At 64.8% G+C, this 25,640-nt stretch carries 22 protein-coding genes; 8 read left to right on the top strand and 14 right to left on the bottom strand.

Annotation, left to right across the window (positions count from 1 at the left end):
- Positions 1-26 precede the first annotated feature (26 nt).
- Complete coding sequence (locus F3J44_RS08165) at positions 27-461, top strand: thioesterase family protein (RefSeq protein ID WP_167271626.1); 435 nt, start codon at positions 27-29, stop codon at positions 459-461.
- Between the two features lie 130 nt (positions 462-591).
- Here the strand turns inward: F3J44_RS08165 and F3J44_RS08160 are convergent, their stop codons facing one another.
- The 3 genes from F3J44_RS08160 to fdhD form a co-directional block, all read right to left on the bottom strand.
- Positions 592-1,068 carry a glycine zipper domain-containing protein gene (locus F3J44_RS08160; protein WP_167062688.1) on the bottom strand — a complete coding sequence of 159 codons (477 nt, stop codon included), beginning with the start codon at positions 1,066-1,068 and terminating at the stop codon, positions 592-594.
- 282 nt (positions 1,069-1,350) lie between these two features.
- Positions 1,351-3,696 (bottom strand): FdhF/YdeP family oxidoreductase, encoded by a 2,346-nt coding sequence (locus tag F3J44_RS08155; RefSeq protein ID WP_167271624.1) that lies wholly within the window; start codon positions 3,694-3,696, stop codon positions 1,351-1,353.
- A gap of 5 nt (positions 3,697-3,701) precedes the next feature.
- Positions 3,702-4,532, bottom strand: a complete 831-nt coding sequence (gene fdhD, locus F3J44_RS08150; RefSeq protein ID WP_167271622.1) for a formate dehydrogenase accessory sulfurtransferase FdhD — start codon at positions 4,530-4,532, stop codon at positions 3,702-3,704.
- A gap of 175 nt (positions 4,533-4,707) precedes the next feature.
- Between fdhD and lysM the strand changes: the two genes are divergently transcribed.
- On the top strand, positions 4,708-5,148 hold the full coding sequence (gene lysM / locus F3J44_RS08145; protein WP_167062682.1) for a peptidoglycan-binding protein LysM: 441 nt from the start codon (positions 4,708-4,710) through the stop codon (positions 5,146-5,148).
- 87 nt (positions 5,149-5,235) lie between these two features.
- Here lysM and yrfG read toward each other — a convergent pair whose 3' ends face one another.
- A complete protein-coding gene (yrfG, locus tag F3J44_RS08140) occupies positions 5,236-5,898 on the bottom strand; it encodes a GMP/IMP nucleotidase (protein WP_167062679.1) in 663 nt (220 codons plus the stop codon).
- A gap of 64 nt (positions 5,899-5,962) precedes the next feature.
- Between yrfG and nudE the strand changes: the two genes are divergently transcribed.
- Positions 5,963-6,529 carry an ADP compounds hydrolase NudE gene (gene nudE, locus F3J44_RS08135; protein WP_054903565.1) on the top strand — a complete coding sequence of 189 codons (567 nt, stop codon included), beginning with the start codon at positions 5,963-5,965 and terminating at the stop codon, positions 6,527-6,529.
- An 11-nt stretch (positions 6,530-6,540) separates the two neighbouring features.
- Entirely contained in the window at positions 6,541-7,344 is an 804-nt protein-coding gene (gene cysQ, locus F3J44_RS08130) for a 3'(2'),5'-bisphosphate nucleotidase CysQ (RefSeq protein WP_205299782.1), read from the top strand.
- Positions 7,345-7,479: 135 nt separating this feature from the next.
- On the opposite strand, the gene F3J44_RS08125 is transcribed toward cysQ, so the two are convergent.
- Genes F3J44_RS08125 through rfbC form a run of 5 tightly spaced genes read right to left on the bottom strand, consistent with a single transcriptional unit; the run spans position 7,480 to position 12,592 of the window.
- On the bottom strand, positions 7,480-7,935 hold the full coding sequence (locus tag F3J44_RS08125) for a YiiD C-terminal domain-containing protein (RefSeq protein ID WP_167062672.1): 456 nt from the start codon (positions 7,933-7,935) through the stop codon (positions 7,480-7,482).
- A complete protein-coding gene (locus F3J44_RS08120; RefSeq protein ID WP_167271618.1) occupies positions 7,932-9,341 on the bottom strand; it encodes a sigma-54 dependent transcriptional regulator in 1,410 nt (469 codons plus the stop codon). Before F3J44_RS08120 ends, F3J44_RS08125 begins: the two co-directional genes overlap by 4 nt.
- Positions 9,338-11,152 (bottom strand): ATP-binding protein, encoded by a 1,815-nt coding sequence (locus tag F3J44_RS08115; protein ID WP_167062666.1) that lies wholly within the window; start codon positions 11,150-11,152, stop codon positions 9,338-9,340. Before F3J44_RS08115 ends, F3J44_RS08120 begins: the two co-directional genes overlap by 4 nt.
- Before the next feature lie 37 nt (positions 11,153-11,189).
- Positions 11,190-12,050, bottom strand: a complete 861-nt coding sequence (gene rfbD, locus F3J44_RS08110) for a dTDP-4-dehydrorhamnose reductase (protein ID WP_167271616.1) — start codon at positions 12,048-12,050, stop codon at positions 11,190-11,192.
- Positions 12,047-12,592 (bottom strand): dTDP-4-dehydrorhamnose 3,5-epimerase, encoded by a 546-nt coding sequence (gene rfbC, locus F3J44_RS08105; protein WP_167062660.1) that lies wholly within the window; start codon positions 12,590-12,592, stop codon positions 12,047-12,049. The genes rfbD and rfbC overlap by 4 nt, the downstream gene beginning before the upstream one ends.
- A 455-nt stretch (positions 12,593-13,047) precedes the next feature.
- On the opposite strand from rfbC, the gene aguA reads away from it, so the two are divergent.
- Positions 13,048-14,154, top strand: a complete 1,107-nt coding sequence (gene aguA, locus F3J44_RS08100; RefSeq protein ID WP_167271614.1) for an agmatine deiminase — start codon at positions 13,048-13,050, stop codon at positions 14,152-14,154.
- A 575-nt stretch (positions 14,155-14,729) separates the two neighbouring features.
- Here aguA and F3J44_RS08095 read toward each other — a convergent pair.
- Positions 14,730-16,826, bottom strand: coding sequence for a TonB-dependent siderophore receptor (locus F3J44_RS08095; RefSeq protein ID WP_167271612.1), 2,097 nt, complete (start codon positions 16,824-16,826; stop codon positions 14,730-14,732).
- Between F3J44_RS08095 and F3J44_RS08090 the strand changes: the two genes are divergently transcribed.
- Both F3J44_RS08090 and F3J44_RS08085 read left to right on the top strand, forming a co-directional pair.
- Complete coding sequence (locus F3J44_RS08090; protein ID WP_167271610.1) at positions 16,825-17,100, top strand: hypothetical protein; 276 nt, start codon at positions 16,825-16,827, stop codon at positions 17,098-17,100. The two genes, F3J44_RS08095 and F3J44_RS08090, sit on opposite strands and share 2 nt — an antisense overlap.
- A gap of 198 nt (positions 17,101-17,298) precedes the next feature.
- Positions 17,299-18,603 (top strand): OprD family porin, encoded by a 1,305-nt coding sequence (locus F3J44_RS08085; RefSeq protein ID WP_205299781.1) that lies wholly within the window; start codon positions 17,299-17,301, stop codon positions 18,601-18,603.
- A 30-nt stretch (positions 18,604-18,633) separates the two neighbouring features.
- Here F3J44_RS08085 and F3J44_RS08080 read toward each other — a convergent pair whose 3' ends face one another.
- The 3 genes from F3J44_RS08080 to F3J44_RS08070 form a co-directional block, all read right to left on the bottom strand.
- Positions 18,634-20,304 carry an FMN-binding glutamate synthase family protein gene (locus tag F3J44_RS08080; RefSeq protein WP_167271606.1) on the bottom strand — a complete coding sequence of 557 codons (1,671 nt, stop codon included), beginning with the start codon at positions 20,302-20,304 and terminating at the stop codon, positions 18,634-18,636.
- Between the two features lie 88 nt (positions 20,305-20,392).
- Positions 20,393-21,775 (bottom strand): ATP-binding protein, encoded by a 1,383-nt coding sequence (locus F3J44_RS08075; protein WP_167271603.1) that lies wholly within the window; start codon positions 21,773-21,775, stop codon positions 20,393-20,395.
- A 1-nt stretch (position 21,776) separates the two neighbouring features.
- Positions 21,777-22,493 carry a response regulator gene (locus F3J44_RS08070; protein ID WP_167062571.1) on the bottom strand — a complete coding sequence of 239 codons (717 nt, stop codon included), beginning with the start codon at positions 22,491-22,493 and terminating at the stop codon, positions 21,777-21,779.
- A 138-nt stretch (positions 22,494-22,631) separates the two neighbouring features.
- Between F3J44_RS08070 and F3J44_RS08065 the strand changes: the two genes are divergently transcribed.
- Complete coding sequence (locus F3J44_RS08065; RefSeq protein WP_167271601.1) at positions 22,632-24,929, top strand: TonB-dependent siderophore receptor; 2,298 nt, start codon at positions 22,632-22,634, stop codon at positions 24,927-24,929.
- Positions 24,930-24,950: 21 nt separating this feature from the next.
- Here F3J44_RS08065 and narL read toward each other — a convergent pair whose 3' ends face one another.
- Entirely contained in the window at positions 24,951-25,589 is a 639-nt protein-coding gene (narL, locus tag F3J44_RS08060) for a two-component system response regulator NarL (RefSeq protein ID WP_167062565.1), read from the bottom strand.
- Positions 25,590-25,640 lie beyond the last annotated feature (51 nt).

Raw genomic sequence — 25,640 nt, 5'->3', positions numbered from 1 at the left:
TTGATGTAACCAACTGTGGATAACTCATGACCGAATCCCCAAACCGCACGGCCTTCTCCCACTTCCACCCCATCCTCACCCGCCCCCAGGACAACGACGTCAATGGCCACATTGCCGGTGCCACCGTGCACGGCTTTTTCGAGGCTGCGATCCAGGCGTTTCTCGTGGAGCAGGCTGACCTCGACCTGCGTGATGGCCAGTTGGCTGCGTTCGTGGTGAGTTCGTCGGCAGACTTCTTTGCCTTGCCGGGCTTTCCGGATGTGCTGGAGGTGGGGCTGGGGGTGACGCGCCTGGCGGGCAGTACCGTGGAGTACCGGCTGGCGCTGTTCCGCCCGGGGGAAACCGATGCCTGTGCGGCGGGGACGGTGGTGCAGGTGTTCATCGAGCGCGCAGAAGGGCGGCCGGTGCCGTTGCCTGAAACCCTGCAGGTGATCCTGGCGGGCCTGCAGCTTGTGCAGTAATTGGGGCCGCTCTGCGGCCCATCGCAGGCAAGCCAGCTCCTACAGGACAGCGCAAATCTTGAAATCTGCGCTGTACATGTAGGAGCTGGCTTGCCTGCGATGGGCTGCAAAGCAGCCCCAAATTCAAGTATCAGTCACGCCAGTGGCGGTGATTACGGTGGCCGTAGTGGCGGCCACGGTCGTAATGACGACGGTCGTCATAGCCGCGACGGTAGCGGCGATCGTCATGGCGTTCGTCTTCGTCGGCCTTGTTGCCCATGTAGTTACCCAACGCGCCGCCAGCACCGCCGCCTGCGGCTGCGCCAATCAGGCTGCCGGTGGTGCCGCCCATCGAGCGGCCAACCACGTTGCCGCCTGCAGCGCCCAGTGCGCCACCGATGGCGGCTTCGCCGCGCTGGTGCTTGTTGGCACCCACCGCACTGCCGGCGGCGCCGCCCAGGCCGGCGCCGATGGCGCTGCCGGTGCTACCGCCGATGGACTGGCCGACGACCGAGCCCAGTACCCCACCCAATGCGCCGCCAATGCCGGCCTCGGTGGTGCCGCCTGCCATGGCAACGCCGCTGAGCAAGCTGAAAGACAACAACAGAATCGAGGAGTACTTCTTCATCAAGAGAGCCTCATAGGGATGACGAGGGCGAATTTGAGGCTAAGGCGGGTGGCTGGCAACGAAAATCCGACGAGTAACACGAGTTGTACACAATTCCATAAGTTACTGTATTTGCAGTGAAACTTAATCGATTTTCGTGGGTCTGAGGTCTTTATGGCAAAAGCCCTGGACCTTGCGGTTCAGGGCTTTTTTGGTTTTTGCGCCTATCGCGAGCTGCGCTCGCTCCTACGAAATCTACGTAGGTCTGGTAGGAGCGAGCAGAGCTCGCGATGCGGTTAACCGTCAGAGAATCCTGCCATCGTCCCGCGCGCGTTCGAGCTTGATGGCGACGAACTTGGACGTCGGTGTATGGCTGCCGTCACCGACGCTTTCCAGCGGGATCAACGGGTTCACTTCCGGATAGTACGCCGCCGCCTGGCCCGCCGGGATATCGAAGGCCAGCAATGTGAAGCCGTGCACACGGCGCACATGCGCATCCCCCCATAGCGAGACGATGTCGACCTTCTGCCCCGGCTGGAAGCCCAGGCGGATGATGTCGGCTTCGTTGGCGAACAGCACCTCGCGCTGGCCGCGCACGCCGCGGTAGCGGTCGTCCAGGCCGTAGATGGTGGTGTTGTACTGATCGTGCGAGCGCATCGACTGCATGATCAGGTCCGGCAACTGGCCGCTGGCGCGCACGCGCTCGTCGAGCAGGGTGTCGGGCAGCAGGTTGGCCTTGAAGTTGGCACGCCCGGTGGCGGTTTTCCACTGGCGGCTGCCGGCACTGTTGCCCAGGTAGAAGCCCCCCGGGTGCTCCAGGCGTTGGTTGAAGCCAGCAAAGCCCGCGATGGTGTCGCCAATCAGGTCGCGGATGCGCGCATAGTCGGCCACCAACCAGTGCCAGTCCACCGGGTGCTTGCCCAGGGTGGCGGCGGCAATCCCGGCAACCACCGCCGGTTCCGAGCGCATCTGCTTGGACAGTGGCTTGAGCTGGCCATTGGAGGCGTGGACCATGCTGAACGAGTCTTCCACGGTCACCGCCTGGGGGCCGTCGGCCTGCAGGTCGATATCGGTGCGGCCCAGGCACGGCAAAATCAACGCCTGCTTGCCGTGTATCAGGTGGCTGCGGTTGAGCTTGGTGCTGATGTGCACGGTCAGCTCGCAGTTGCGCAGGGCCTGGGCGGTGCGCTCGGTGTCTGGGGTCGCCTGGGCGAAGTTGCCACCCAGGCCGATGAACACTTTCGAACGGCCATCGAGCATGGCGTGGATCGCCTCGACGGTGTTGTGGCCGTTGTGCCGCGGCACCGGGAATTTGAAGCGCTTCTCGATGGCATCGAGCAGGGCCACGGGTGGGCGCTCGTTGATGCCCATGGTGCGGTCACCCTGCACGTTGCTGTGGCCGCGCACGGGGCACAGGCCGGCGCCGGGCACGCCGATGTTGCCGCGCAGCATCTGCAGGTTGACGATTTCCTGGATGGTCGGCACCGAATGGCGGTGCTGGGTGATGCCCATGGCCCAGCACATGATGACTCGCTTGCCACGGCAGTACATGCGTGCGGCCAGTTCGATATCGGCCAGGGTGAGGCCCGACTGCGCCTCGATGTGTGCCCAGGAGGTGGCGTCCACGGCGGCCAGGTATTCGTCCACGCCATGGCCGTGCTCGGCGATGAACACATGGTCGAATACCGCTGGCTCGCCGTTGGCCTGGGCCTCGCGTTCCCACTGCAGCACGAACTTGGCCATGCCGCGCAACAGCGCCATGTCGCCGCCCAGGGCCGGGCGGAAGAACGCGGTATTGGTCGGGCGGTCGCTGTTGGTCAGCATCTCCAACGGGTTTTGCGGGTGCTGGAAACGTTCCAGCCCACGTTCCTTGAGTGGGTTGACGCACACCACCTGAGCCCCGCGTTTCACCGCGTCGCGCAGCGGGTCGAGCATGCGTGGGTGGTTGGTGCCAGGGTTCTGGCCCCAGACGAAAATCGCATCGGCATGCTCGAAGTCGTCATAGGTGACGGTGCCCTTGCCGACCCCGACGCTCTGGCCCAAGGCCACGCCGCTGGCTTCGTGGCACATGTTCGAGCAGTCGGGGAAGTTGTTGGTGCCGTAGGCGCGCACGAACAGCTGGTAGAGGTAAGCCGCCTCGTTGCTGGCCCGGCCCGAGGTGTAGAACTCGGCCTGGTCGGGCGTGGTCAGCTTGTTCAGCTCGCGGGCGATCAGGGCGTAGGCGGCGTCCCAGGCAATTGGCTGGTAGCGGTCGGTTTGCGGGTCGTAGACCATCGGCTCGGTGAGGCGGCCTTGGTACTCCAGCCAGTAGTCGCTTTGCTGCAGCAGCGCCGTGACGCTGTAGCGGGCGAAGAAAGCCGCATCGACGCGGCGCTTGGTGGCTTCCCAGTTGACGGCCTTGGCGCCGTTCTCGCAGAACTTGACCATGCCGCTTTCGGGCGAATCGCCCCAGGCGCAGCCGGGGCAGTCGAAGCCGCCGTTCTGGTTGGTCTTGAGCAGGGCGCGGATATTCTTCAGCGCGTTGTCGCTGCCAACCCAGGCCTTGGCCACGCTGCGCAGCGCACCCCAACCGCCGGCGGGGCCGTGGTAGGGCTGGTAGCGTGGGGTGGAAGCGGGGGCGTTGTCTGGAAGTTGCTGGTAGGAGGTCACGGCTGTTACGACTCCGCCGCAGGGCTGTAGACCCGCGGTGCACTGTGTTTGGGCAGGTGAATGAGGTTGAGGTTGTGCTTGCGTGCCCACTGCAGGGCAAGGCCGGTGGGCGCCGACAGGCTGACCAGGGTCTGGATGCCGGCGCGCAGCACCTTCTGGATCAGTTCCAGGCTGCAGCGGCTGGTGACGATGGCCAGGCCGCCGTCGGTGGCGATGCCCTGGCGCAGCAGGGCGCCGATCAGCTTGTCCAGGGCGTTGTGCCGGCCAATGTCCTCACGGCCCATCAGCAGCTCGCCGTGGGCGTTCATGAACAGTGCCGCATGCACGGCGCCGCAGTGTTGGCCCAGCGGGGTGAAGGCATCGATCCGCTCACGCAGGCCGGCCAGCCACTGGGCCGGGGGCAACGGCGCGCCCGGTAGCACGTTGAGTTCGGGCAGGGCCTGTTCCAGGGCCTCGACGCCGCACAGGCCGCAGCCGCTGGTGCCCGCCAGCTGGCGGCGCTGGTTTTTCAGGTTCCAGAACGCGCGGCTGGAAATCTCCAGGTCGGCGTACAACGCCGAGCCACTGCCGGAAAGCTTGAGGTCATAGATTTCCGCGGTGCCTTCGACGATGCCGCTGCCCACGCTGAAACCGACCGCGAAGTCTTCAAGGTCGGTGGGGCTGACCAGCATCACGGCCTGGTTCAGGCCGTTGTAGACGATGGCCAGGGCCACTTCTTCGGCCAGCGGCGTGCAGGCGCGTTCGCCGTCGCTGAGCTGGGCGTAGTCGTAGGTATGGCTGGCGGCAGGCAGGGCCAAGGGTGTGGAGGCCGCGCAGACCGGAGGTTTGCTTTGCATCTGGGCTGAGCACCGGCTGCTATTTGATAGCACCAGCCTAGGCCGCCGGGTCGCGCGCGTCTAATCGCTAGGCTCTATGCCTTGATAGACCGCGTCGATTGGTCGCAGTGGGGCGCGGGGAGGGATCGTGGCCTAGACTGCTGGCTCCGAGGTTTACCTTAACAAGGAGCACGTCATGAGCCTGTTCAGTTTCGTGAAGGAGGCCGGCGAGAAGCTGGTCGACCTGCTGACTCCCGGCAATGCCAACGCCGAGGAACAGCTCAAGCAGCACGTGGAGAGTGTCGGCCTGGGCAACCCGAACATCAGCGCCACTGTAGAGGGTGACAAGGTCGTTCTCAAGGGCGAGGTGGCCAGCCAGGAGGAAAAAGAGAAAATCATCCTCGCCGCCGGCAATATTGCCGGGGTGGCCAGTGTCGAGGACCAGATCACCGTGACCGGGCCGGTAGTGGCAGCGGCAAGGTTCGTCACCGTGAAAAAGGGCGACACGTTGTCGGCGATCGCTGTGGTGGTGTATGGCAATGCCGGGCAGTACAATAAGATTTTCGAGGCCAACAAGCCGATGCTCAAGCACCCCGACAAGATTTATCCGGGGCAGGTGTTGCGGATTCCTGATTGATCTTTAGTGCCTGGTTTGGCCTCTTCGCGGGGCAAGCCCGCTCCTACAGGCGATGTGTAGGAGCGGGCTTGCCCCGCGAAAGGGCCGTCAAAGGCCAACCAATAATTCCCGGTAATCCTCGACCGCCGCGAACTCCTCGGTATCGCGTGGCTGCGCCCGGCTATCGGGCTGGCGCACCGCCAGTAGATGCCCCACACCAAAGCGCCGCGCACTGCGCAGGATGGCCAAGGTGTCATCGATGAACAGGCTGCGCTGCGGGTCGAAGCCGATATCCGCCTGCAAGGCATCCCAGAACTGCGGGTTTTCCTTCGGGTAGCCGTAATCGTGCGAGCTGATCAAGCGCTCGAAATACGGCGCCAGTTCCACCCGCTCCAGTTTCAGCGACAACGAATCGCGGTGGGCGTTGGTGATCATCACCACCCGCTTGCCGGCCTTGCGGATGGCCGCAAGGAAAGTGTCGGCGTCCGGTCGCAGGGCGATCAGGTCGGCGATCTCGCGTTTGAGCTCGCGGATAGGCAGTTTCAGCTCGCGGCTCCAGAAGTCCAGGCAGTACCAGTTGAGCGTGCCGGCGTTGCGCTCGAACAGCGGCTGCAGCTCCATTTCCGCCATGGCCCGGCTGACCCCGTGCAGCTCGGCATAGCGCTGGGGCAGGTGGTCGAGCCAGAAGCGGTTGTCGTAGTGCAGGTCGAGCAAGGTGCCGTCCATGTCCAGCAGGACGGTGTCGATGGCGGACCAGGGAAGAACAGGCATGGGAAACTCTCGTTCAGTCGGCAAGCCACGGTATAGTAACCCGTTCACGCCAAGGAGCCGCCCCATGCGCCAGAAACCCACCGTCCTCAGCCGCGAAATTGTCGCCAGCAGCCGCCTGTTCCGCGTCGAGGCCGTGCAATTGCGCTTCAGCAACGGCACCGAGCGTACCTACGAGCGCCTGGTCGGGCGCGGCAACGGCTATGGCGCGGTGATGATCGTGGCCATGCTCGACGCCGAGCATGCGGTGCTGGTGGAGGAATACTGCGGCGGTACCGACGAGTATGAGCTGTCGCTGCCCAAGGGCCTGATCGAGCCGGGCGAAGACGTGCTGGCGGCGGCGGACCGCGAGCTCAAGGAAGAGGCCGGCTTCGGTGCGCGCCAGCTGGAACACCTGACCGAGCTTTCACTGTCGCCGGGCTACATGAGCCAGAAAATCCAGGTGGTGCTGGCCAGTGACCTCTACGAGGAGCGCCTTGAGGGCGACGAGCCGGAGCCGATGCGGGTCGACAAGGTCAACCTGCGCGAGCTCTCGGCCTTGGCCATGCACCCGCAATTTACCGAAGGGCGGGCGCTGGCGGCGTTGTACCTGGCCCGTGACCTGTTGATCCAGCGGGGGCTGCTCGACGCATGAACGACCTGCAATTGATGCATGAAGTGGTCAAGCTCGCCCGCTTGGCGGGCGAGGCGATCCTGCCGTTCTGGCGCGCCGATGTGGCGGTGAGCAACAAGGCCGACGATTCACCGGTGACCGCCGCCGACCTGGCCGCGCACCGGGTGATCGCCGATGGCCTGTTGGCCCTGGCGCCGCAGATTCCAGTGCTGTCCGAAGAGGACTGCAACATCCCCCTGAGCGAGCGCCAGGGCTGGAGCCGCTGGTGGCTGGTCGACCCGCTGGATGGCACCAAGGAATTCATCGCTGGCAGCGAGGAGTTCACCGTCAACATTGCCCTCATCGAGCACGGTGAGGTGGTGTTTGGCGTGGTGACGATGCCTACCAACGGGCGCGCCTATTTCGGTGGCCGTGGCCTGGGGGCGTGGCGTGCCGAGGCTGATGGCGAGGCCTTGGCGGTTCAGGTGCGCACTGCGCCGCCTACCGATGGGCGTTTCACCGTGGTTGCCAGCCGCCGCCATTCCAGCCCCGAGCAGGAGGCGCTGCTGGCAGGGCTGGGCGCGGCGGTGGGCGAGCTGGCGCTGGCCAATATCGGCAGTTCGCTGAAGTTCTGCCTGCTGGCCGAAGGCAGCGCCGATTGCTACCCGCGCCTGGCGCCGACCTCGCAGTGGGACACGGCAGCGGCGCAGGGGGTGCTGGAAGGTGCTGGCGGTGAGGTGATTGGCGTGGATGGGCAGCCGTTCCGCTACCCGGCGCGTGAGTCGCTGCTCAACCCGTTCTTCCTCGCGCTGCCGGCCAAGGCCGTTTGGCGCCAGGCGTTCCTGAGCTTGGTCTAACCTTCAAGCCCGCTCCTGTGGAACAGATTTAATGTAGGAGCGGGCTTGACCCGCGAACACCGGCGAAGCCGGTGCCATACCGCGTCGCCTGCTTCGCGGGGCAAGCCCGCTCCTACAACGGTAGGTGGAAGCCTGCTAGCGGTGCAGGACGTACTGCCCGCTGAAGGTGACGGCGGGGGCGTCGCTGCCGGCATTGCAAACCGTGGTTTCCAGCGTCAGCCGTGCCCGGCCTCGGCGCTGATACATCGCCAGGAACCGCTCCCAGGCCTTGGCATCCGGCGCCGCGCAGCGCGCCACGGCGGCGCCGGTCACCGGCAACGGGTAACTGATCTGGCCTTCCTGGATGACGATATGCCCGTCATCGATGCCCAGCTCGCGCAGGCGCAGGTGCAACCAGCCCCAGCCCACCAGCACCGCGGCGCAGTACAGGCTGCCGCCGAACATGGTGCTCTTGTGGTTGACGTTGGCCGCCAGCGGCAGTTGCAGGCGCAGGGCCTGCTGCTGCCAGTCGAGCACTTCCAGGCCCATTTCCCGGGTCAGCGGGATGTCGCCGTGCAACACGGCCTGCAGGTACTGGCTATCGGAACTCATGGGCGGTTTTCCTCGTGGTCATCAGGCCCGCTGCTGCCGCCTTCGAAGTGCAGGCCGTGCTTGCGCAGCTTGTCGTGCAGGGTTTTGCGCGGAATGCCGAGGGCTTCGGCCAGGCTGCGCATGGAGCTGTGGGGCTGGGCGAGCTCGGCGGCAATCAGTGAGCGCTCGAACTGCTCCACTTGTTCGCTGAGGTTGCCCAGCAGAATGGGGGCCGCAGGCGTTGGCGCGGCCGGCGCCTGGCCGTCGAGGGCCAGCTCCAGGCCCAGGGCGAAGCGTTCGGCAGCGTTCTGCAGCTCGCGCACGTTACCTGGCCAGCCATGGCGCAGCAGCATCGCCCGCTGGGCAGGCTGCAGGCTGTGTGGCGACAGGCCGTGGCGCTGGCTGGCGGCATCGGCGAAATGCTGGAACAGCACCAGAATGTCGTCGCCGCGCTCGCGCAGTGGCGGAATACGCAGCGGCGCCACATTCAGTCGGTAGTAAAGGTCGGCGCGGAAGCGGCCCTGGTCGGCGGAGGTGCGCAGGTCTTCCTTGGTGGCGGCGATCACGCGGATATCCAGCGGGATCAGCTGGTTGCCGCCCAGGCGCTCGACCACCCGCTCCTGCAGCAGGCGCAGCAGTTTCACCTGCACATCCAGGCTCATGCTCTCGATTTCATCAAGGAACAGCGTGCCACCGTTGGCGAATTCGAACTTGCCGATGCGGCGCTTCTGCGCGCCGGTGAAGGCCCCCGGCTCATGGCCGAACAGCTCGCTCTCGACCACCGATTCGGCCAGGGCGCCGGCGTTGATCGCCACGAACGGGCCGTCGCGTCGGCTCGACAGATCGTGCAGGGCGCGGGCCACCACTTCCTTGCCGGCACCCGTCTCGCCAAGAATCAGCACGTCGGCGCGGGTGCCGGCCAGGGCGCCGATCTGCTCGCGCAGGCGCTGCATCGACGATGACTGGCCGACCAGGCGGGTGGCCAGCTGCTGGCGGTCGCTCAGGGCCAGGCGCAGGCTGCGGTTGTCCAGCACCAGGCGGCGCAGGGCCAGGGCGCGGCGCACGCTGTCGAGCAGGGCATCGGTTGCGAAGGGTTTTTCCAGGAAATCATAGGCCCCGGCGCGCATGGCCTGCACCGCCAGTGGCACGTCGCCGTGGCCGGTGATCAGCAGCACCGGCAGCTCGTTGTCGCGGGCATGCAGTTGCTGCAGCAATTGCAGGCCGTCGATGCCGGGCATGCGGATATCGCTGACCACCACGCCCGGCCAGTCGGGCTCGATGCGCTCGGCCAGGCCCTGGGCCTCGGCCAGGGCCACGACCTTGAGCCCGGCAAGGTCCAGGGTTTGGCTCAGGGCCTGGCGCAGGTGCGGGTCGTCATCGACCAGAATCACCTGGGCCTGGCTGTCGATGTAAGGCTCGGTCGTCATGCCGAGAGGTCCTCCGAATTGGGCAGGGTCGCGCCGGGGGCGGCCACCCGCAGTTGCAGGGTGAGCAGGGCGCCCCCTTCCGGGTGGTTGGCCAGCAGCAGTTCACCGCCCAGGGCGCGCATCAGGCTTTCGCAGATGGCCAGGCCCAGGCCCAGCCCTTGGGTACGGGTCTTGGTGGTGAAGAATGGCTCCTTGGCGTGCTCCAGGGCCTGGCGGCTGAAGCCTGGGCCGTTGTCGCGAATGTACAGGTAGACGCATTCATCGCGCCGTTCGGCACTGAGCCACAGGCGGCGCGGGTTGGCTTTCTCGGTCAGTGCATCGAGGGCATTGGCCAGCAGGTTGCCAAGCACCTGGCGCAGGCGGGTTTCACCGGCCTGCACCCACAAGGTGGCGTCTGGAAGGTCGCGGATCAGTTCCACCGCCATGGCCCGGCGGCGTTTGGCCAGCAGCGCCAGGGCATCATCCAGCGCCGGCTGCAGGGCCACGCTTTCCGGGGCATGGCGGTCGCGGCGGGCAAAGGCGCGCAAGTGGGCGATGATCGAGGCCATGCGCCCGGTCAGCTCAGCGATCAGCTTGAGGTTGCCACGGGCATCGTCAGTGCGCTGGTGGTCGAGCAGGATCTCGGCGTTTTCCGCGTAGCTGCGAATCGCCGCCAGTGGCTGGTTGAGTTCATGGCTGATGCTTGCCGACATGGTGCCGAGCACCGACAGCTTGCCGGCCTGGACCAGTTCGTCCTGGGCGCGAACCAGTTCCTGCTGGGCATTCTCGCGTTCGAGCACGGCGCTTTTCAGGCGCGTGTTGAGCCCTTCCAGGTCCGCGGTGCGCTCGACCACGCGCTTTTCCAGTTGCTGGCGGCCACGGGCCTCGAAGTCGATGCGGTCGATGTAATGGCGACGGCGCTGCATCACCAGGCCTGCCAGCAGCATGGTCACCAGCAGTGCGCCGCCGCCGATGGCCATGACCGTCTGCACTGAGCGGTCGACCAGGATGCGCGGGGCAAGGATGCTGACTTGCCAGCCGGTTTCCTTGATGTCGCGGGTCTGGGTGATCCAGGCGTCCTGGTTGAGCACCAGCGGTTGCGGCGCCTGGGTTGGGTAGGGCTGGATGGCGATGATCGCCTGGCGTTCCGCTTCGCTCAGGGCGCGGGTGGCACGGAAGCGCCAGTCGGGCCGCGAGGTAAGGATCACCACGCCGTTGTGGTCGGTCAGCAGCAACTGCTCGGGGGTGCGGCCCCAGAGGGTTTCGGTGTGGTCGAGGTCGACCTTGACCACCAGCACACCGACGATGCGTTCACGGTCACGCACCGCGGCGGCGAAGAAGTAGCCGCGCTTGGCCGAGGTGGTGCCCTGGCCGAAGAAACGCCCCAGGCGGCCGGCCATGGCTTCATTGAAGTACGGGCGGAACGAGAAGTTGCGGCCAACGAAGCTGTCTTGCTTGTCCCAGTTGGAGGCGGCGAGGGTGTTGCCGCTGACGTCCATCAGGTACATCACTTCGGCGCCGGTCTGGTGGACGATGTCCTTGAGCAGGCGGTTGGCGTTGGTCACCGCTTCCAGGCGGAACGGGTCGGCCAGCACGCCGCGCAGGGCCGGCAGGTCGCCAAGAATCTGCGGCAGGGTTTCGTAGCGGTGCAGGGTGCCGAGCAGGTTGGCCACGTAGAGGTCGAGGGTCTGGCGGTTTTGCGAGGCCAGTTCGTCCTGGTAGTAACGCTCAGCCAGGTGATGCAGCGGCCACAGCAGCGGAGCCAGGCACAAGGCCAGCAGTGCCAGGCTGCGCCAGCGTGGGCGCCGTGGAGCGGTCGGTTTTGCAATCATCGCATCATGCGCCAGAAGGGTCTGGCGCAATTATGCGCTACTTGAGGCAGTCGATCAGCGCCTGCTGCCAGTGCGGCTGGTGCACATCCCATTCGCGGGCCAGGCGGCTGCAGTCCAGCCGAGAGTTCAGTGGCCTGCGTGCCGGGGTGGGGTATTGGCTGGAGGGGATCGGCAGCAGTTCTGCGCAAGGCAGGCCTTGGGCCTTGAGGTGTTCGCCGATGGCCTGGGCGAAGCCGAACCAGGATGTCTGGCCCTGGGCGGTGAGGTGGTAGGTGCCCCAGGCGCCGGGTTGCCCAGCCTGCCAGCGCTCGACCAGGGCACGGGTGCTGGCGGCAATGGTGCCGGCCCAGGTTGGGGCGCCAACCTGGTCGTCAACCACGCGCAGCTGTGGCTTTTCCTGCAACAGGCGCTGCATGGTCAGCAGGAAGTTGCGCCCATGCCGCGAGTACACCCAACTGGTGCGCAGGATCAAGTACTCGCCATCGACGGCGGCTATGGCCTGTTCGCCGGCCAGCTTGCTGCGGCCGTAGACGCCGAGCGGGTTGGGCCGGTCGGCTTCGGTGTAGGGCAGGGCCTTTTCACCGTCGAACACGTAGTCGGTGGAATAGTGAATTAGCGGCGCACCCAGGCGCACGGCTTCTTCGGCCAGCACCCGGGGGGCGTCGGCGTTGATCGCGTAGGCCAGGTCGGGTTCGCTTTCGGCCTGGTCGACCGCGGTGTGGGCGGCGGCGTTGATGATCAGTTGCGGGGCCAGGCGGCGCAGCGGTTCGCGCAGCGCTTCGGGGCGCGCCAGGTCGAGTTGGTCGCGGCCCAGGACATGCAGCTCGCCCAGGCCTGCCAGTTGTGCCCGGAGCGCCTGGGCGACCTGGCCATTGTGGCCACAGATGAGGATGCTCATGGGAACAGGTCCGCGTCGGCCAGCCATGCCCCGGCCTGGTCCTTGGCCGACAGCTGTGGCGGTGCTTCCAGGCCCCAGTCGATGGCAAGCTGCGGGTCGTCCCAGCGGATCGAGCGCTCGGCGGCGGGGTTGTAGTAGTCGGTGGTCTTGTAGAGGAAGTCGGCCGACTCGCTCAGCACCAGGAACCCGTGGGCGAACCCGGGTGGAATCCAGAACTGCAGGTGGTCTGTGGCAGACAGGCGGCGGGCCACCCAGCGGCCAAAGGTGGGCGAGCTGCGGCGGATGTCCACCGCCACGTCGAGCACTTCACCTTGCACCACGCGCACCAGTTTCCCCTGGGGGTTGTCGATCTGGTAATGCAGGCCACGCAGCACACCGCGTTGGGAACGGGAGTGGTTGTCCTGAACGAAATGGCCGTCGAACCCGGTCTGTTTCTTGAATTCGCGGGCATTGAAGCTTTCGAAGAAAAAGCCGCGGCTGTCGCCGAAGACCTTCGGTTCGATGATCACTACATCGGGAATTTCGGTCGCTATGATGTTCATGGGATTTCTTCGGTCAGTGTGGTTGGGGTCCGACCTTGTGAGGTCCACGCTAATCCGCCGCCCTGGCAAGCAGAGCCTAGATCGGCTGGCTGTAGGCCATTACCTACCCACTCGCTGATTTCATCTTCGCCCCGTGTGCCAGGCCTTAAAGCGTGGCGATGCAGGCAGAAAAATGAAACAGCTTTCATCTTGATACGTTTTGCCAGCCTGATGCAGCCTGCGCTTAGCGACTAGCTCAAAGGGCGTAATCAGGTATGACTGCTTGGGCCTTTTGTCGTTTTTTATCGGTAAAAAATGCGTTTATAGATTTTTTATAGACCGTTTAGGCTTCTAAAGTCGATATCTATCGGTTATAAAATGGCCAGCCAACAGGGCTAATCAACGCCCTGCGAAATTGTCACCTCCATTTGCTATCCCATTTGACCATCGGCCTAGGGCCTTTGCAGAGGTTACCCATGAAAACCCTCAACTCCACCCCCCGCGCCGACGGTTTCCACATGCCCGCCGAATGGGCCCCGCAGAGCCAGGTCTGGATGGTCTGGCCGGAGCGCCCGGACAACTGGCGCCTGGGTGGCAAGCCTGCGCAGGCGGTCCATGTCACCCTGGCCAAGGCCATCGCCCGCTTCGAGCCAGTGACCGTGGCGGTATCGGCTGGCCAGTACGAAAACGCCCGTCGTCAACTCGACCTGCCGAACATCCGTGTGGTGGAAATCAGCAACGACGACGCCTGGGTGCGCGACACCGGCCCAACCTTCGTGATCGACGGCCAGGGGGAAGTGCGCGGTGTGGACTGGGGCTTCAATGCCTGGGGTGGCTTTGACGGTGGCCTGTACGCGCCGTGGAACCGCGATGAAGAACTGGCCGCCAAGGTGCTGGAGATGGAGCGCTGCCAGCGCTACCACACCGAGGGCTTCGTGCTCGAAGGTGGCTCGATTCACGTGGACGGTGAAGGCACCCTGATCACCACCGAGGAGTGCCTGCTCAACCGCAACCGCAACCCGCACCTGAACCGCGAGCAGATCGAGGAAATCCTGCGTGAGCACCTGGCGGTGGAAACCATCGTCTGGCTGCCCGATGGCCTGTACAACGACGAAACCGACGGCCATGTGGATAACTTCTGCTGTTACGTAAGTCCAGGCGAAGTGTTACTGGCCTGGACCGATGATTCCAACGACCCCAACTACGCCCGTTGCCACGCCGCGTATGAGGTGCTGAAAAACACCCGCGACGCCAAGGGCCGCGAGTTCGTGGTGCACAAGATGCCGATTCCAGGCCCGCTGTTCGCCACCCAGGAAGAATGCGATGGCGTCGACCACGTGGTCGGCAGCCAGGAGCGCGACCCGTCGGTTCGCCTGGCCGGCTCCTACGTGAACTTCCTGATCGTCAACGGCGGGATCATCGCGCCGAGCTTCGACGACCCGGCAGATGCCCAGGCCAGGGCGATCCTGGCCAAGGTGTTCCCGGGCCACGAAGTGGTGATGATTCCGGGCCGTGAACTGCTGCTTGGCGGGGGCAACATCCATTGCCTGACCCAGCAACAGCCGGCGCCGGCCAAGCGCTGATTTGCAGGAAATCGCCCAGCCCTGTGGGCTGCGCTGTCGCGCAGGGAACAGGGCCTTTGTAGGAGCGGGCTTGCCCCGCGAACACCGGCGAAGCCGGTGCCATGCACCGCGGAGCCTGCTTCGCGGGGCAAGCCCGCTCCTACAGTGAGCACGATGGCATAGGTTTTGTATTGTTTTCAGGGGGTTACCCGGGCAGGTCGGGCTCTCCGTTCTGTAACAATCTTGACGTAAATTAGCCGCTCACGGCCCAGGGAGTACGTGGACATGAACGCAGCAAGTGAGACGGCTTTGCGCCCATCGGCAGTGAATCACCAATCGCTCAGGGTTGTAGCGCAGTGGTTGAAACACCATGGAGGCAAACGGGTCAGGACGACCGACCCACGACGTCTGCTGAACGGCCGTTATCCTCACGGCCTGATCAGCGATGCGGAGCTGGAAGCACTGCTGGGTGTGTGGCACTGAAATACGGCACTTTTGCTGGCCCTTCGTGAGCTGCGCTCGCTCCTACAGGGGATGCTATTGCCCTTGGTAGGAGCGAGCGCAGCTCGCGATGAGGCCCGCAAAGGCACCCACCATCAGAAACTATAGGTCCCGGTAACCACCAGGCTACGCGGATCGCCCACCTGGATCTGCGCCGCACTGGTCGCGGAACTGTAGTAGGTCTTGTCGGCAATGTTGCTCAACGCCGCCCGCACATCCCAATCGCGGGTGCGGAACCCCGCCAGCGCGTCCCAACGGCCATAGCCCGGCAGCACCGTGGTGTTCTGGTTGTCGGCGTAACGCTCGCCCACCAGCGTCAAACCGGTTTCGGCGTACCAGCCCAACTGCGGCTTCCAGGTCACGAACAGGCTGCCGTTGCGCTTGGCCACGTCGTTGATACGGTTGCCTTCCAGGCCGTTGTTGTCCTTGACCACCGTGGCATCCTGCAAGCCGATGCCGCCGCGTACGTACCAGTTGCCAACGATGTTGCCGGTGGCGGTCAGCTCGATGCCGCGCGAGCGCTGCAGGCCGCTGAGCAAGGTAATTTCCGGGTTGTTCGCGTCGCGGGTGCGGCGGTTGTACAGCTCCAGCTCGTAGATCGCCAGGGTGGTGGTCAGGCGTTCGTCGAACCAGTCGCTTTTCACCCCGACTTCCTTCTGCCGGGTCAGCTCCGGGCCTGTTTCGTTGGTGTTGCCCGGTGCACCGGGGGTAATACCGATCAGGCCACCGCCAACCGGGGCGAAGGTCTTGCTCCACGAGGCGTAGAACGAATGGTCGCGCCACGGCGTATAGACCACGCCCAGACGCGGGCTGGTGGTGTTGCTGTCTTGTTTCTCGGACAGGTTGCGCACCTTGTTGGTGGTTTCCACCTCGAACTGGTCGAAGCGCACCCCGGCCAGGATTTGCCACTGCTCGTTCAGGCGAATCTGGTCCTGCAGGTACAGGCCACGGCTGTCGACCACGGTGTGGTTGTTGCTCGACACCACCATGCGGCCATTGTGCTGCTGGCTGCGGTCGGGGTCATACAGGCCAAGGCTTGGCACTGGCCGGCCACCGGCCGAAACCGCGGCGGCGGTGTACAGCGTCGGGTCGCGGCGCTGGTTGCCGAACTCCAGGCCCAGCAGCAGCTTGTGCTCCAGCCCCAGGGTGAGGAAATCGCCCTCGGCTTCGAGGGTGTTGAACAGGTTGCGGGTGTTCAGGTCCTGCTGCCAGCGCTGGCGGGTGACGGTCTGGTTGCTGGCGTTGTAGCCGGTGAGGTAGGTGTTGTCGAACTCGCTGTCGAGCTTGAACAGGCCCAGGGTATGGCGCACCTGCCAGGTGTCGTTGACCTGGTAGTTCAGGCGCGAACGCAGCGACTGGGCGCGGTCGTCGATGTAGTCGCGCTGGATGTCGCCATAGGTGGTGCTGCGGCCAACGTCCGCCGGCCGGCCGTTGACGCCCGGGATGCCACGGTCGGGCGTGCGGTTGTAGCGGCTGTATTCGTACTGCACCAGCCAGTTCAGGTCGGGGGTCACCTGCCAGCTCAACGACGGCGCGAACAGTTGGCGGCTGCCATCGACACCGTCGCGGAAACTGTTGGCGTCCTGGTTGCCCAGGTTAAGGCGCAGGCTGACGGTGTCGCTGGGGTCGGCGCTGAGGTCGGCATACAGGCTGCGCAGGTCCTGGCTGCCGCCCTGGGCTTCGAGGGTCGAGCGGCGGCCATGCTCTGGCGCCTTGCTGACCCGGTTGATGATGCCGCCCTGGCTGCCGCGCCCGTACAGCACGGCGGCCGGCCCCTTGAGCACTTCGACCCGCTCGATGTTGTGCAGGTCGCGGATGTACTGGCTGTCGTCGCGAATGCCGTCCAGGTAGAAGTCGTTGCTGGCCTCGAAGCCACGGATACGCACGCTGTCGAAGCGGGTGTCGGCGCCGCTGCTGACGTTGGGGATGCCTTCCAGGGCCTTGCCCAGCGAATCGTTGCCGTAGTCGAGCACGTTGCGCGTCTTCACGGTGTCGATCGCCTGGGGTACGTAGCGCACCGGGGTAGCGGTGCGCGTGGCGGTGCTGACCTCCTTGGCGCGGGGGTCGTCGTCCTCGCGTTCAGCGGTAACCGAAAGCTCCGGCAGGGTGGTGGTGGCGGCGCTGGCAAGGCTGGCGCCCATTAGCAGGGACAGGCCGAGTGTCAGGGGTGAAAGGCGGCAAGGGGCAGGCATGAAGGCATCCGAACCAGGGCAGGTGAAAAAGGTGGCGCGAATGGTAATGCTTGTTATTTGCTGTTGCTTGGGTATTTGTAAAGCCCTGTCTTTACATTTGTGTCCGTATGTAACGAGTGACTTTTTCTTCCGTTTGTCGGGAATTTGCCTGACTGGTCAAGACTACGTTTCCTACAAAAGAGAATTTGCCTCCACCGATGGCAAAGGGGCATGGAAATGCACCAGTCCTGCCAGTGATTTTGGTTATATCAACCTGCAATTCACGAGTTTTTGACATTTGTAATTGCACACGGCTAGGATTCGGCCAACGCTTGCTGGCCACCCATGGCCATGCTGCCGGAAAAGGCCCGTCACTCCACCCTCGGCGGGCTTTTCAGTTTGGATCCGCACAGCGTCGAACCTACGAAGGGGCGTTGGTTCCTGGCGCAATCGTGCACAGCGTTTTTGATTTAGAAATAAGGAAAACAACATGTTGAAAACCAGGATCAGCCTGGTCGCCCTGGCGATGATCGCCGCGACCCAGGCCCAGGCCAACGATCAGGCCGACAGCAAGGGCTTCATCGAGGACAGCCACGCCAACGTCCTGCTGCGCAACGCTTTCATCAACCGTGACAAGAAGCACGGCGTCAACGACCAGTCCCAGTGGGGCCAGGGCGTCATCGCCAACTTCTCCTCCGGCTTCACCCAAGGCACCGTTGGTGTCGGCGTTGACGCCTTCGGCCTGTACGCTGTTCGCCTGGACGGCGGCAAGGGCCGCAACGGCGGTGGCGGTATCGATTTCTTCAAGCGTGAGAACACCACCGACGCCCGTGGCCGCAGCGACGCTGCCGACCAGCTGGCCCGTAGCGGCGCAGCCGTGAAGTTCCGCGTCTCCAACACCGTGCTCAAGTACGGTGACCAGATGCCGGCCCTGCCAGTGCTGCAGTACGACGACACCCGCCTGCTGCCTGAGAGCTTCACCGGTACCCTGTTGACCTCCAAGGAGATCCAGGGCCTGGAGCTGAACGCCGGCCGCTTCACCCGTGAAGTGCAAAAGAGCGCCGAGGGCCACGACAGCGGCCGCCTCAAGGCGATCAACGTGATCGGTGGTAGCTACAAGTTCACCGACAACTTCACCGCTTCGTTGTACACCGCCGACAACGAAGACGTGATGAAGAAGCACTACCTGGGCCTGAACTACGTCTACCCGATCGCTGCCGACCAGTCCCTGACCCTGGACTTCAACGGCTACAAGTCGAAGCTGGACAACAAGTTCATCCGTACCTGGGACCTGCCGGAAGGCGACCGCGACAACACCATCTGGAGCCTGGCTGCGACCTATGCGTTCGGCCCGCACTCGGTGACCATCGCCCACCAGCGCAGCACCGGCGACACCGGTTACAACTACGGTGGCTACCAGCGTAACGGCGGTATCGGCGACGGTGGTTCGACCATCTACCTGGCCAACTCCTACTGGTCCGACTTCAACGCCGAAGACGAGCGCTCCTGGCAGATCGGCTACGGCCTGGACTTCGGCGCCTTCGGCGTGCCGGGCCTGACCTACAAGATCGCCTACGTGGCGGGTGACAACATCAACACCCACGGCTTCGGCGAAGGTAAAGAGCGCGAAATCTTCAACCAGCTGCGCTACGTCGTTCAGGACGGCCCGGCCAAGGACCTGTCGGTCAAGCTGCGTGGTTCCTGGCTGCGTACCAACAACGCCGTTCAGCAAAATGGCTACAACGACGACGGCAACGAAGTCCGCGTATTCGTCGAGTACCCGATCAGCATCTTCTGATCCTGACCGCGTGATTCGAGCAGCCCCGGCCTATGCCGGGGCTGTTTCTTTGCGGCGTACGCCAGCTGCCGCCGGTGCTACCGGCCCATCCCCCGTCTCTGGCGCAAAGCTGTCACTGCGCGCCATTCGCCACATCCGTGCATAGAATTCGCTGCCAATCGAGCCGCTGAGCAATTCGCCAGGCTTGAGGAACGGGTGCAGGTCGGAAAACAGGCCGATCTCGCTGGGGCTGATACGCCGCGCCAAATGCTTGGGCTTGAGCTCCGAGGGGTGCTCCAGGCCCGCGGCCGCAAGCATTTCGGCCAGGGCATGCAAGGTGTTGCGGTGAAAGCTCGCCACCCGCTCAGCCTTGTCCGGCACCACCAGCGCACGCTGGCGCAGCGGGTCTTGGGTGGCCACGCCGGTCGGGCACTTGTTGGTGTGGCAGCTCTGCGACTGGATGCAGCCAATGGCGAACATGAAGCCGCGTGCCGAGTTCACCCAATCGGCGCCGATGGCCAGGGCGCTGGCGATATCGAAGGCGCTGACGATCTTGCCTGCTGCACCAAGGCGGATGCTCGAACGCAAGTTCAGCCCCACCAGGGTGTTGTGCACGAACATCAAGCCTTCGCGCATGGGCACGCCCATGTTGTCGCTGAATTCGCGCGGCGCAGCACCGGTGCCGCCTTCCTTGCCATCGACGAAGATGAAGTCTGGGGTAATGCCGGTCACCAGCATGGCCTTGGCAATGCCCATGAACTCCCACGGGTGGCCCAGGCAGAACTTGAAGCCCACCGGCTTGCCGCCGGACAGCTCGCGCAGGTGGCCAATGAAGTGCAGCAACTCCACGGGCGTGCGGAAGGCACTGTGGGCTGCCGGCGAGATGCAGTCCTCGCCCAGCTTGACGCCACGGGTGGCGGCGATTTCCGCGCTGACCTTGTGCCCCGGCAGAATGCCACCGTGGCCCGGCTTGGCGCCTTGGCTGAGCTTGAGTTCGATCATCTTCACCTGGGGGCTGCGCGCCTGTTCGGCAAAGCGCTGCGGGTCGAAGCGGCCATCCTCGGTGCGGCAACCGAAGTAGCCGCTGCCAATTTCCCAGATCAGGTCGCCGCCGTGCTCGCGGTGGTAGGGGCTGATGCTGCCTTCACCGGTGTCGTGGGCGAAGCGGCCCTGGCGCGCGCCCTGGTTGAGCGCGGCAATCGCATTGGCGCTGAGGGCGCCGAAGCTCATGGCCGATATGTTGAAGATCGAGGCCGAGTAGGGCAGCCGGCACTGCGGCCCGCCGATGGCGATGCGAAACGAGGCCGGATCGGGGGTGGCTACCGGCAGCATCGAATGGCTGATGAACTCGAAGCCCGGCTTGTAGGCGTCGTTGAGCGTGCCAAAGGCCTTTTCGGCGCTCTCGTTCTTGGCCCGGGCATACACCAGCGAGCGCTGCGAGCGGGAGAACGGCAGCTTGTCGTCGTCGCCTTCGATCAGGTACTGGCGAATTTCCGGGCGGATGGTTTCGATCAGGTAACGGATATTGCCCAGAATCGGGTAGTTACGGCGCACCGCATGGTGGCTCTGGCGCAGGTCGTTGAGGCCAACCAGGCTGAGCAGGGCGGTGACCAGGGTCAGTGGCCACAGCCAGCCGTGCTGGGTGAGCAGGGGTAGGCTGATGAGGGTGAACAGCAGGCACAAGGCCAGGCAGGCGTAACGGCTGGGCAGGGAATGTTTCATGGGTCCATCGCAGGCAGGATGACCGGCCTAGGATAGGCAAACCCCAGGTTGGGAAAACCTGGGGTTTTGGTAAAAGACTGTTACCCGATCAAGGGGGGCTGGCCCCTCGTGGCATCAGTACACTCACGCGCAACCCACCCCCTTCACGGTTGCAGAGCATCAGTTCACCGCCGTGGCTGCTGGCGATGCGCTGGGCGATGCTCAAGCCCAGGCCATAGCCGCCCGAGGCCTGGTTGCGTGAGCCTTCGCCGCGCACGAACGGGTCGGTGATGGTCGCCAGCAAGGCCGGGGCGATGCCTGGGCCGCGGTCGTCGATATGGATGTACACGCCGGTCAGCGCGGTTTCCAGGGTCACCGACACCTCCTTGGCGTAACGCAGGGCATTGGTCAGCAGGTTTTGCAGGCAGCGCTGCAGCAGCAAGGCATCGACCCACAAAGTGCCGCCCTTGCCCTGTACCGGCAACGGTTCGGCCGGGGTGGCCAGGTCGGCGCACAGGCGTGCCACCAGGCGGTCGAGGTCAACCTGCTGCAGGTTCTGCTGCTCGCCGGCACGCAGGTAGTCGAGCACCTGGCCGATCATGCCGTCCATCTGCGTGATGTTCTGGCGCAAGCGCTCGCGCTGCTCATCGTCGGGCAGGCGTTCCAGGCGCAGGCGCATGCGCGTCAGCGGTGTACGCAGGTCGTGGGACACGGCGGCGAGGAAGTAGGCCTTGTCGTTGAGCATGGCGATCAGGCGTTGTTGCATGGCATTGAACGCCTGCGCGGCCTGGCGTACTTCCTCGGGGCCGTCGAGGGCCAGTGGCGCCTGCTCCAGGTTGCTGCCCAGGCCCCGCGCCGCATCGGCCAGGCGCCGCAACGGGCGCAGGCACAGGCGCACGGCAACCAGGCAGACCAGCAGCACGGCGACAATACGCAGGGCGTACACCCGTAGCAGGTAATCGCTGATCAAGACCCAGGCCGACTCACCGCTCCAGCCTTGCAGTTCCTGGCCGTCGATGGTCAACCAGTGGCCGTCGGCCAGGGGCACGGCGAATTCGATATGGGCCTGGGCGGTGCGCAGGCCGAACAGGCTGCGCCAGACGATCGGCTGGCCCAACTCGTCGGTCAGTTGCACCTTCAACAGGCGAACGTCCTGGGCGTGGCCCAGTTCGTACTTCAGCGCCTGGTGCAGCAGCAGTTCGACCCGGCGCCGCCCTCGGCGCTGGTCGTCTTCGCTGGCGGGCAGTTGCTCGGCGCAGCGCAGATGGTAATGGGCCGGCACCTTCACGCGGCCTGCGTGGCAGTTGGCCTGGGCAATCAGCGGCGCGCTGCGCGCTGCAATCAGCCGCACGGGCGCCTCCAGCACCTGGGCGAAGCGCACGTCGAACCAGATGCTGCTGGACATCAGCTGGATCACCAAGGTGCCGCTGACCATGATCAGCAGCAACTGGCCGAACAACGTGCGCGGCCACAGGCGGCGGAGCCAGCGCATTTCAGCCGTGCGCCTCGGCGCGGGCGATGCTCAGCAGGTAGCCTTCGTTGCGGATGGTGAGGATCTGCGCCGCACCGTTGGGCGCGTGCCGCAGTTGCTGGCGCAGGCGGCTGATGCACATGTCCACCGAACGGTCGTCGGGGTGGTGCTCGCGGCCGAATGCGCTGCGCGTGAGCTGGTCGCGCGACACCACACGGCCCTTGGCTTCGAGCAGTTCATGCAGAACCCGGTAGTCGGAACGGGGCAGGGTCAGGGCTTCGCCGTCAGGGCGGATCAGCAGGCGCTTGACCGCATCCAGGCTGAAACCGCTGAAGTGCCGGGCCTCGGCGGCAGGCTCGGCATCTTTATCCAGGCGCTGCGGGCGGCGCAGCACGGCCTTGATGCGGGCGATCAGTTCACGCGGCTCGAAGGGTTTGGCCAGGTAGTCGTCGGCACCCACTTCCAGGCCGATGATGCGGTCCAGGGTGCTGCCCTTGGCCGACAGCATGATTACCGCGAGCCCCGGCGTGGCCTGCAGTTGCCGGCACAGGCTCAGGCCATCCTCGCCAGGCAGCATCAGGTCGAGCACCACCAACTCGACCTTGGCGTTGGCCAATTGCTCGCGCATCTGCTCGCCATCGGCCGCCGCCAACACTGTGTAGCCCGCATCGGCCAGGTAATCGCAGAGAAGTTCGCGGATCTCGTCGTCATCATCGACGACAAGCAGGGTCGTGCTCATCGGGAATACACCTGTAGGGGAGGGCGGCTGGCGCTGGTTACGTTCTATTACATGCCCGTACATGCCGGCCATGGAGCCTGGTGGGCGGATGCCTAGAATCCTAACAAAAAATCATCTGCGAATACGAAGCCTTCCCAAATGAATCATAAACGCATCATCAACGACGTCTCTGGTACTACTCGCGGCGGCAGCCGCCTGCACCCCCTGGCCTTCTGCGTTGCCGTGGCCGTCAGTGGCGCGGCGGTTGCCGCCGACAGCAAGCCCCTGGAGCTGGACGCCACGCAGATCGAGGACAGCGCGCTGGTATCGGCAGATGAAACCGGCCAGCTCGGCTATACGGTGGAAAGCACCCGCAGCTCGACAGGCCTCAAGCTTACGCCGCGGCAAACCCCGCAGTCGGTGACCACCATCACCCGCCAGCAGATGGACGACCGCGCTGTGCATTCCATCGAGCAGGCCCTGGACACCACGCCAGGGGTGAGTTCCAGCAAGTCCGAAGTGGGTGGGCGCACCGACTTCCGCGCCCGCGGTTATTCGATCAGCAACTGGAAGGTCGATGGCCTGCAATTCCAGGGCGGCTCGGACTTCAATGGCGGCGGCAATGCCCTGAACATGGACCTGTACGAGCGCATCGACATCGTGCGTGGCGCCAACGGCCTGCTCGGCGGCACCGGCGACCCGTCGGCCACCGTCAACCTGATTCGCAAGGCGCCCACTAAAACCTTTGGCGGCAGCGCCTATGCCACCTACGGCAGCTGGGACAAGCGCCGCCTGGGCGCCGACCTGAACCTGCCGTTGTCCGAAGATGGCCGCCTGCGCTCGCGCTTCGTGATGACCCAGGGCGACGCCAACTCGTTCCGCGACAACCAGTCCGAGCGCTCGCGCGCGGCCCTGGCCAACTTCGAATTCGACATCGACGATGCCACCACCCTCGGTGCGGGTTACCAGTACGAGTACAACAAGGTGGTTGGCGGTGGCTGGGGCGCCAACATCCCCATCTGGTACCGCGATGGCAGCAAGACCGACCTGCCGCGCAGCACCAACGTGGTGCCGAGCTGGAGCTTTGGCGAGTACACCACCCGCACCGCGTTTGGCTCGCTGCAGCACCGCTTCGACAATGACTGGAGCCTGGACCTGAAAGCGGCCCAGAGCACGTCGGATGTGCTCAACCACCGGGGCCTGGCCAAGGTCAACTCGGCTGGCCGTGGCAGCTATGGCGGCTACTGGGACCAGGATGGCGGCGGCGCGGTGCTCAACGGCTTGCACAGCTCCAGCGACACCACCCAGCAATCGGCCCAGATCGACCTGTCTGGCCCGTTCCAGTTGTTCGGCCGTACTCACCAGGCCATGGTGGGTTACAACGACAGCCGCACCGTGGCCTGGTCGCCGCAGTACACCTGCACCATGGTCGGTGACGGCCAGGCCAGCGCACCGTCGCTGGGCTGCCAGTTCCGCGCCAACAACGGCTTGCCGATCAGCGACTGGCGCAATGGCGTGGACAGCGACTACGACATGATCGCCTCGCGCACCGGCCTGCACAGCAAGACCACCACCCGCCTGCAAGGCATGTACGCCGCTACCCGCCTGAGCATCACCGACCCGCTGTCGGTGATCGTCGGCGTGCGCACCACCGATTACTCGGCAACCACCCGCAGCGTGGCCGGCGTGCGCAGCAACCAGCAGAACAACGGTATCGTCACGCCTTACCTGGGCGCGGTGTACGACCTCAACGACACCTATTCGCTGTACGCCAGCTACACCGACATCTTCAACCCGCAAACCGCCGAAACCGAAAGCGGTACCAAGGTTGAGCCGATTCGTGGGCAAAGCTACGAAACCGGCATCAAGGGCGCCTGGCTGGACGGCCGCCTGAACGCCTCGGCGGCTTATTTCCGCACCAAGCAGGAAAACAAGGCCGTGCTCGACGATGGCCTGACCACGCCAACCGGCGGCGATGCCTACAAAGCCGGCACCGGCCAGGAAACCGACGGTATCGACCTGGAAATCGCCGGCGCCCTGACGCCGAACTGGAACGTATATGCCGGCTACACCTACCTGCACTTCCGCCGTGTCGACAGCGATGGCCGCAGCGACCCATCGCACCTGTTCAAGGCTTCGACCACCTATCGCCTGTCGGGCCCGCTCGATCGCCTGACCTTGGGCGCCGGGGTCAAGGCCCAGAGCAACATCCGCGCGATTTCCAGCCCGGCGGGACAGCCGGTGAACGGTGTGAGTGCGGGCGCGTCGGACGTGAACTGGTCGGGGTATGCCATCTGGAACGCCATGGCCAAGTACCAGGTGACCGACGACACGGCGGTGAGCCTCAATGTGGATAACCTGTTCGACAAGCATTACTACACCCAGTACGGGTTCTATGCCGGGGCGATCTACGGGGACCCACGCAACATGTCGCTGACGGTCAGCACGGCGTTCTGACCTGATGGGCGCAGGCTGGGGTTAGCGCAGGTTTTCCAAGGCCCAGACGGCTGCGACTACCCGCGAGCGCAGCCCCAGCTTGTGCAGCAGGTGCTTCACATGCACCTTCACCGTGCCTTCGGTAATCCCCAGCTTGTTGCCGATCATCTTGTTGCTAAGGCCGGCGGCAATCATCTTCAGCACCTGCCGTTCGCGCTCGGTCAGCTCCTGTGAACTGGCCGGGCTCGGCGGGCGCAGCGCCTGGGCCAGCACGCTGGCAAGCGACGGGCTGACGACCAGCCCTCCCGCCAGTACCTCACGCAGTTGCCCGATCAGCAGTGCAGGCTCCATGTCCTTGAGCAGGTAGCCATTGGCGCCGTAGCGCAGGGCGTCACGCACGTCTTGCTGGGCATCGGACATGGTGAACAGCAGGATAGGCCCGGCATAGCCGTTTTCGCGCAGGCGCTTGAGCGCCGCCACGCCATTGAGTTGCGGCATGTTGTTGTCGAGCACCAACAAGTCCGGCAGCAGTTGCTCGGCCATGGCGCAGGCCTCCAGGCCATTGCCGGCTTCGCCGACCACCACCAGGTCGCTCTCCAGTTCAATCAGCTGACGCACGGCGCGGCGCATCATGGGGTGGTCGTCGGCCAGCAACAGGGTGTAAGGGGCAGCAGCGGTCATGGTGAGGCCTAGGCGTGAGGGTGGCGCTGAAAACCGGGCGAGATGCTGCTC

The organism is Pantoea sp. Tr-811, assembly GCF_011752535.1.
In the GTDB taxonomy this organism is placed as follows: Bacteria; Pseudomonadota; Gammaproteobacteria; order Pseudomonadales; family Pseudomonadaceae; genus Aquipseudomonas.
This window is presented reverse-complemented; position numbering and strand designations above follow the sequence as displayed.

What these genes read in the sequence shown, in the direction of transcription:
- F3J44_RS08165 (WP_167271626.1), top strand. Translation starts at nt 27, where the DNA reads ATGACCGAATCCCCAAACCGCACGGCCTTCTCCCACTTCCACCCCATC.
- F3J44_RS08160 (WP_167062688.1), bottom strand. Translation starts at nt 1,068, where the DNA reads ATGAAGAAGTACTCCTCGATTCTGTTGTTGTCTTTCAGCTTGCTCAGC.
- fdhD (WP_167271622.1), bottom strand. Translation starts at nt 4,532, where the DNA reads ATGCAAAGCAAACCTCCGGTCTGCGCGGCCTCCACACCCTTGGCCCTG.
- lysM (WP_167062682.1), top strand. Translation starts at nt 4,708, where the DNA reads ATGAGCCTGTTCAGTTTCGTGAAGGAGGCCGGCGAGAAGCTGGTCGAC.
- yrfG (WP_167062679.1), bottom strand. Translation starts at nt 5,898, where the DNA reads ATGCCTGTTCTTCCCTGGTCCGCCATCGACACCGTCCTGCTGGACATG.
- nudE (WP_054903565.1), top strand. Translation starts at nt 5,963, where the DNA reads ATGCGCCAGAAACCCACCGTCCTCAGCCGCGAAATTGTCGCCAGCAGC.
- F3J44_RS08125 (WP_167062672.1), bottom strand. Translation starts at nt 7,935, where the DNA reads ATGAGTTCCGATAGCCAGTACCTGCAGGCCGTGTTGCACGGCGACATC.
- F3J44_RS08120 (WP_167271618.1), bottom strand. Translation starts at nt 9,341, where the DNA reads ATGACGACCGAGCCTTACATCGACAGCCAGGCCCAGGTGATTCTGGTC.
- F3J44_RS08115 (WP_167062666.1), bottom strand. Translation starts at nt 11,152, where the DNA reads ATGATTGCAAAACCGACCGCTCCACGGCGCCCACGCTGGCGCAGCCTG.
- rfbD (WP_167271616.1), bottom strand. Translation starts at nt 12,050, where the DNA reads ATGAGCATCCTCATCTGTGGCCACAATGGCCAGGTCGCCCAGGCGCTC.
- rfbC (WP_167062660.1), bottom strand. Translation starts at nt 12,592, where the DNA reads ATGAACATCATAGCGACCGAAATTCCCGATGTAGTGATCATCGAACCG.
- aguA (WP_167271614.1), top strand. Translation starts at nt 13,048, where the DNA reads ATGAAAACCCTCAACTCCACCCCCCGCGCCGACGGTTTCCACATGCCC.
- F3J44_RS08090 (WP_167271610.1), top strand. Translation starts at nt 16,825, where the DNA reads ATGAAGGCATCCGAACCAGGGCAGGTGAAAAAGGTGGCGCGAATGGTA.
- F3J44_RS08095 (WP_167271612.1), bottom strand. Translation starts at nt 16,826, where the DNA reads ATGCCTGCCCCTTGCCGCCTTTCACCCCTGACACTCGGCCTGTCCCTG.
- F3J44_RS08080 (WP_167271606.1), bottom strand. Translation starts at nt 20,304, where the DNA reads ATGAAACATTCCCTGCCCAGCCGTTACGCCTGCCTGGCCTTGTGCCTG.
- F3J44_RS08075 (WP_167271603.1), bottom strand. Translation starts at nt 21,775, where the DNA reads ATGCGCTGGCTCCGCCGCCTGTGGCCGCGCACGTTGTTCGGCCAGTTG.
- F3J44_RS08070 (WP_167062571.1), bottom strand. Translation starts at nt 22,493, where the DNA reads ATGAGCACGACCCTGCTTGTCGTCGATGATGACGACGAGATCCGCGAA.
- F3J44_RS08065 (WP_167271601.1), top strand. Translation starts at nt 22,632, where the DNA reads ATGAATCATAAACGCATCATCAACGACGTCTCTGGTACTACTCGCGGC.
- narL (WP_167062565.1), bottom strand. Translation starts at nt 25,589, where the DNA reads ATGACCGCTGCTGCCCCTTACACCCTGTTGCTGGCCGACGACCACCCC.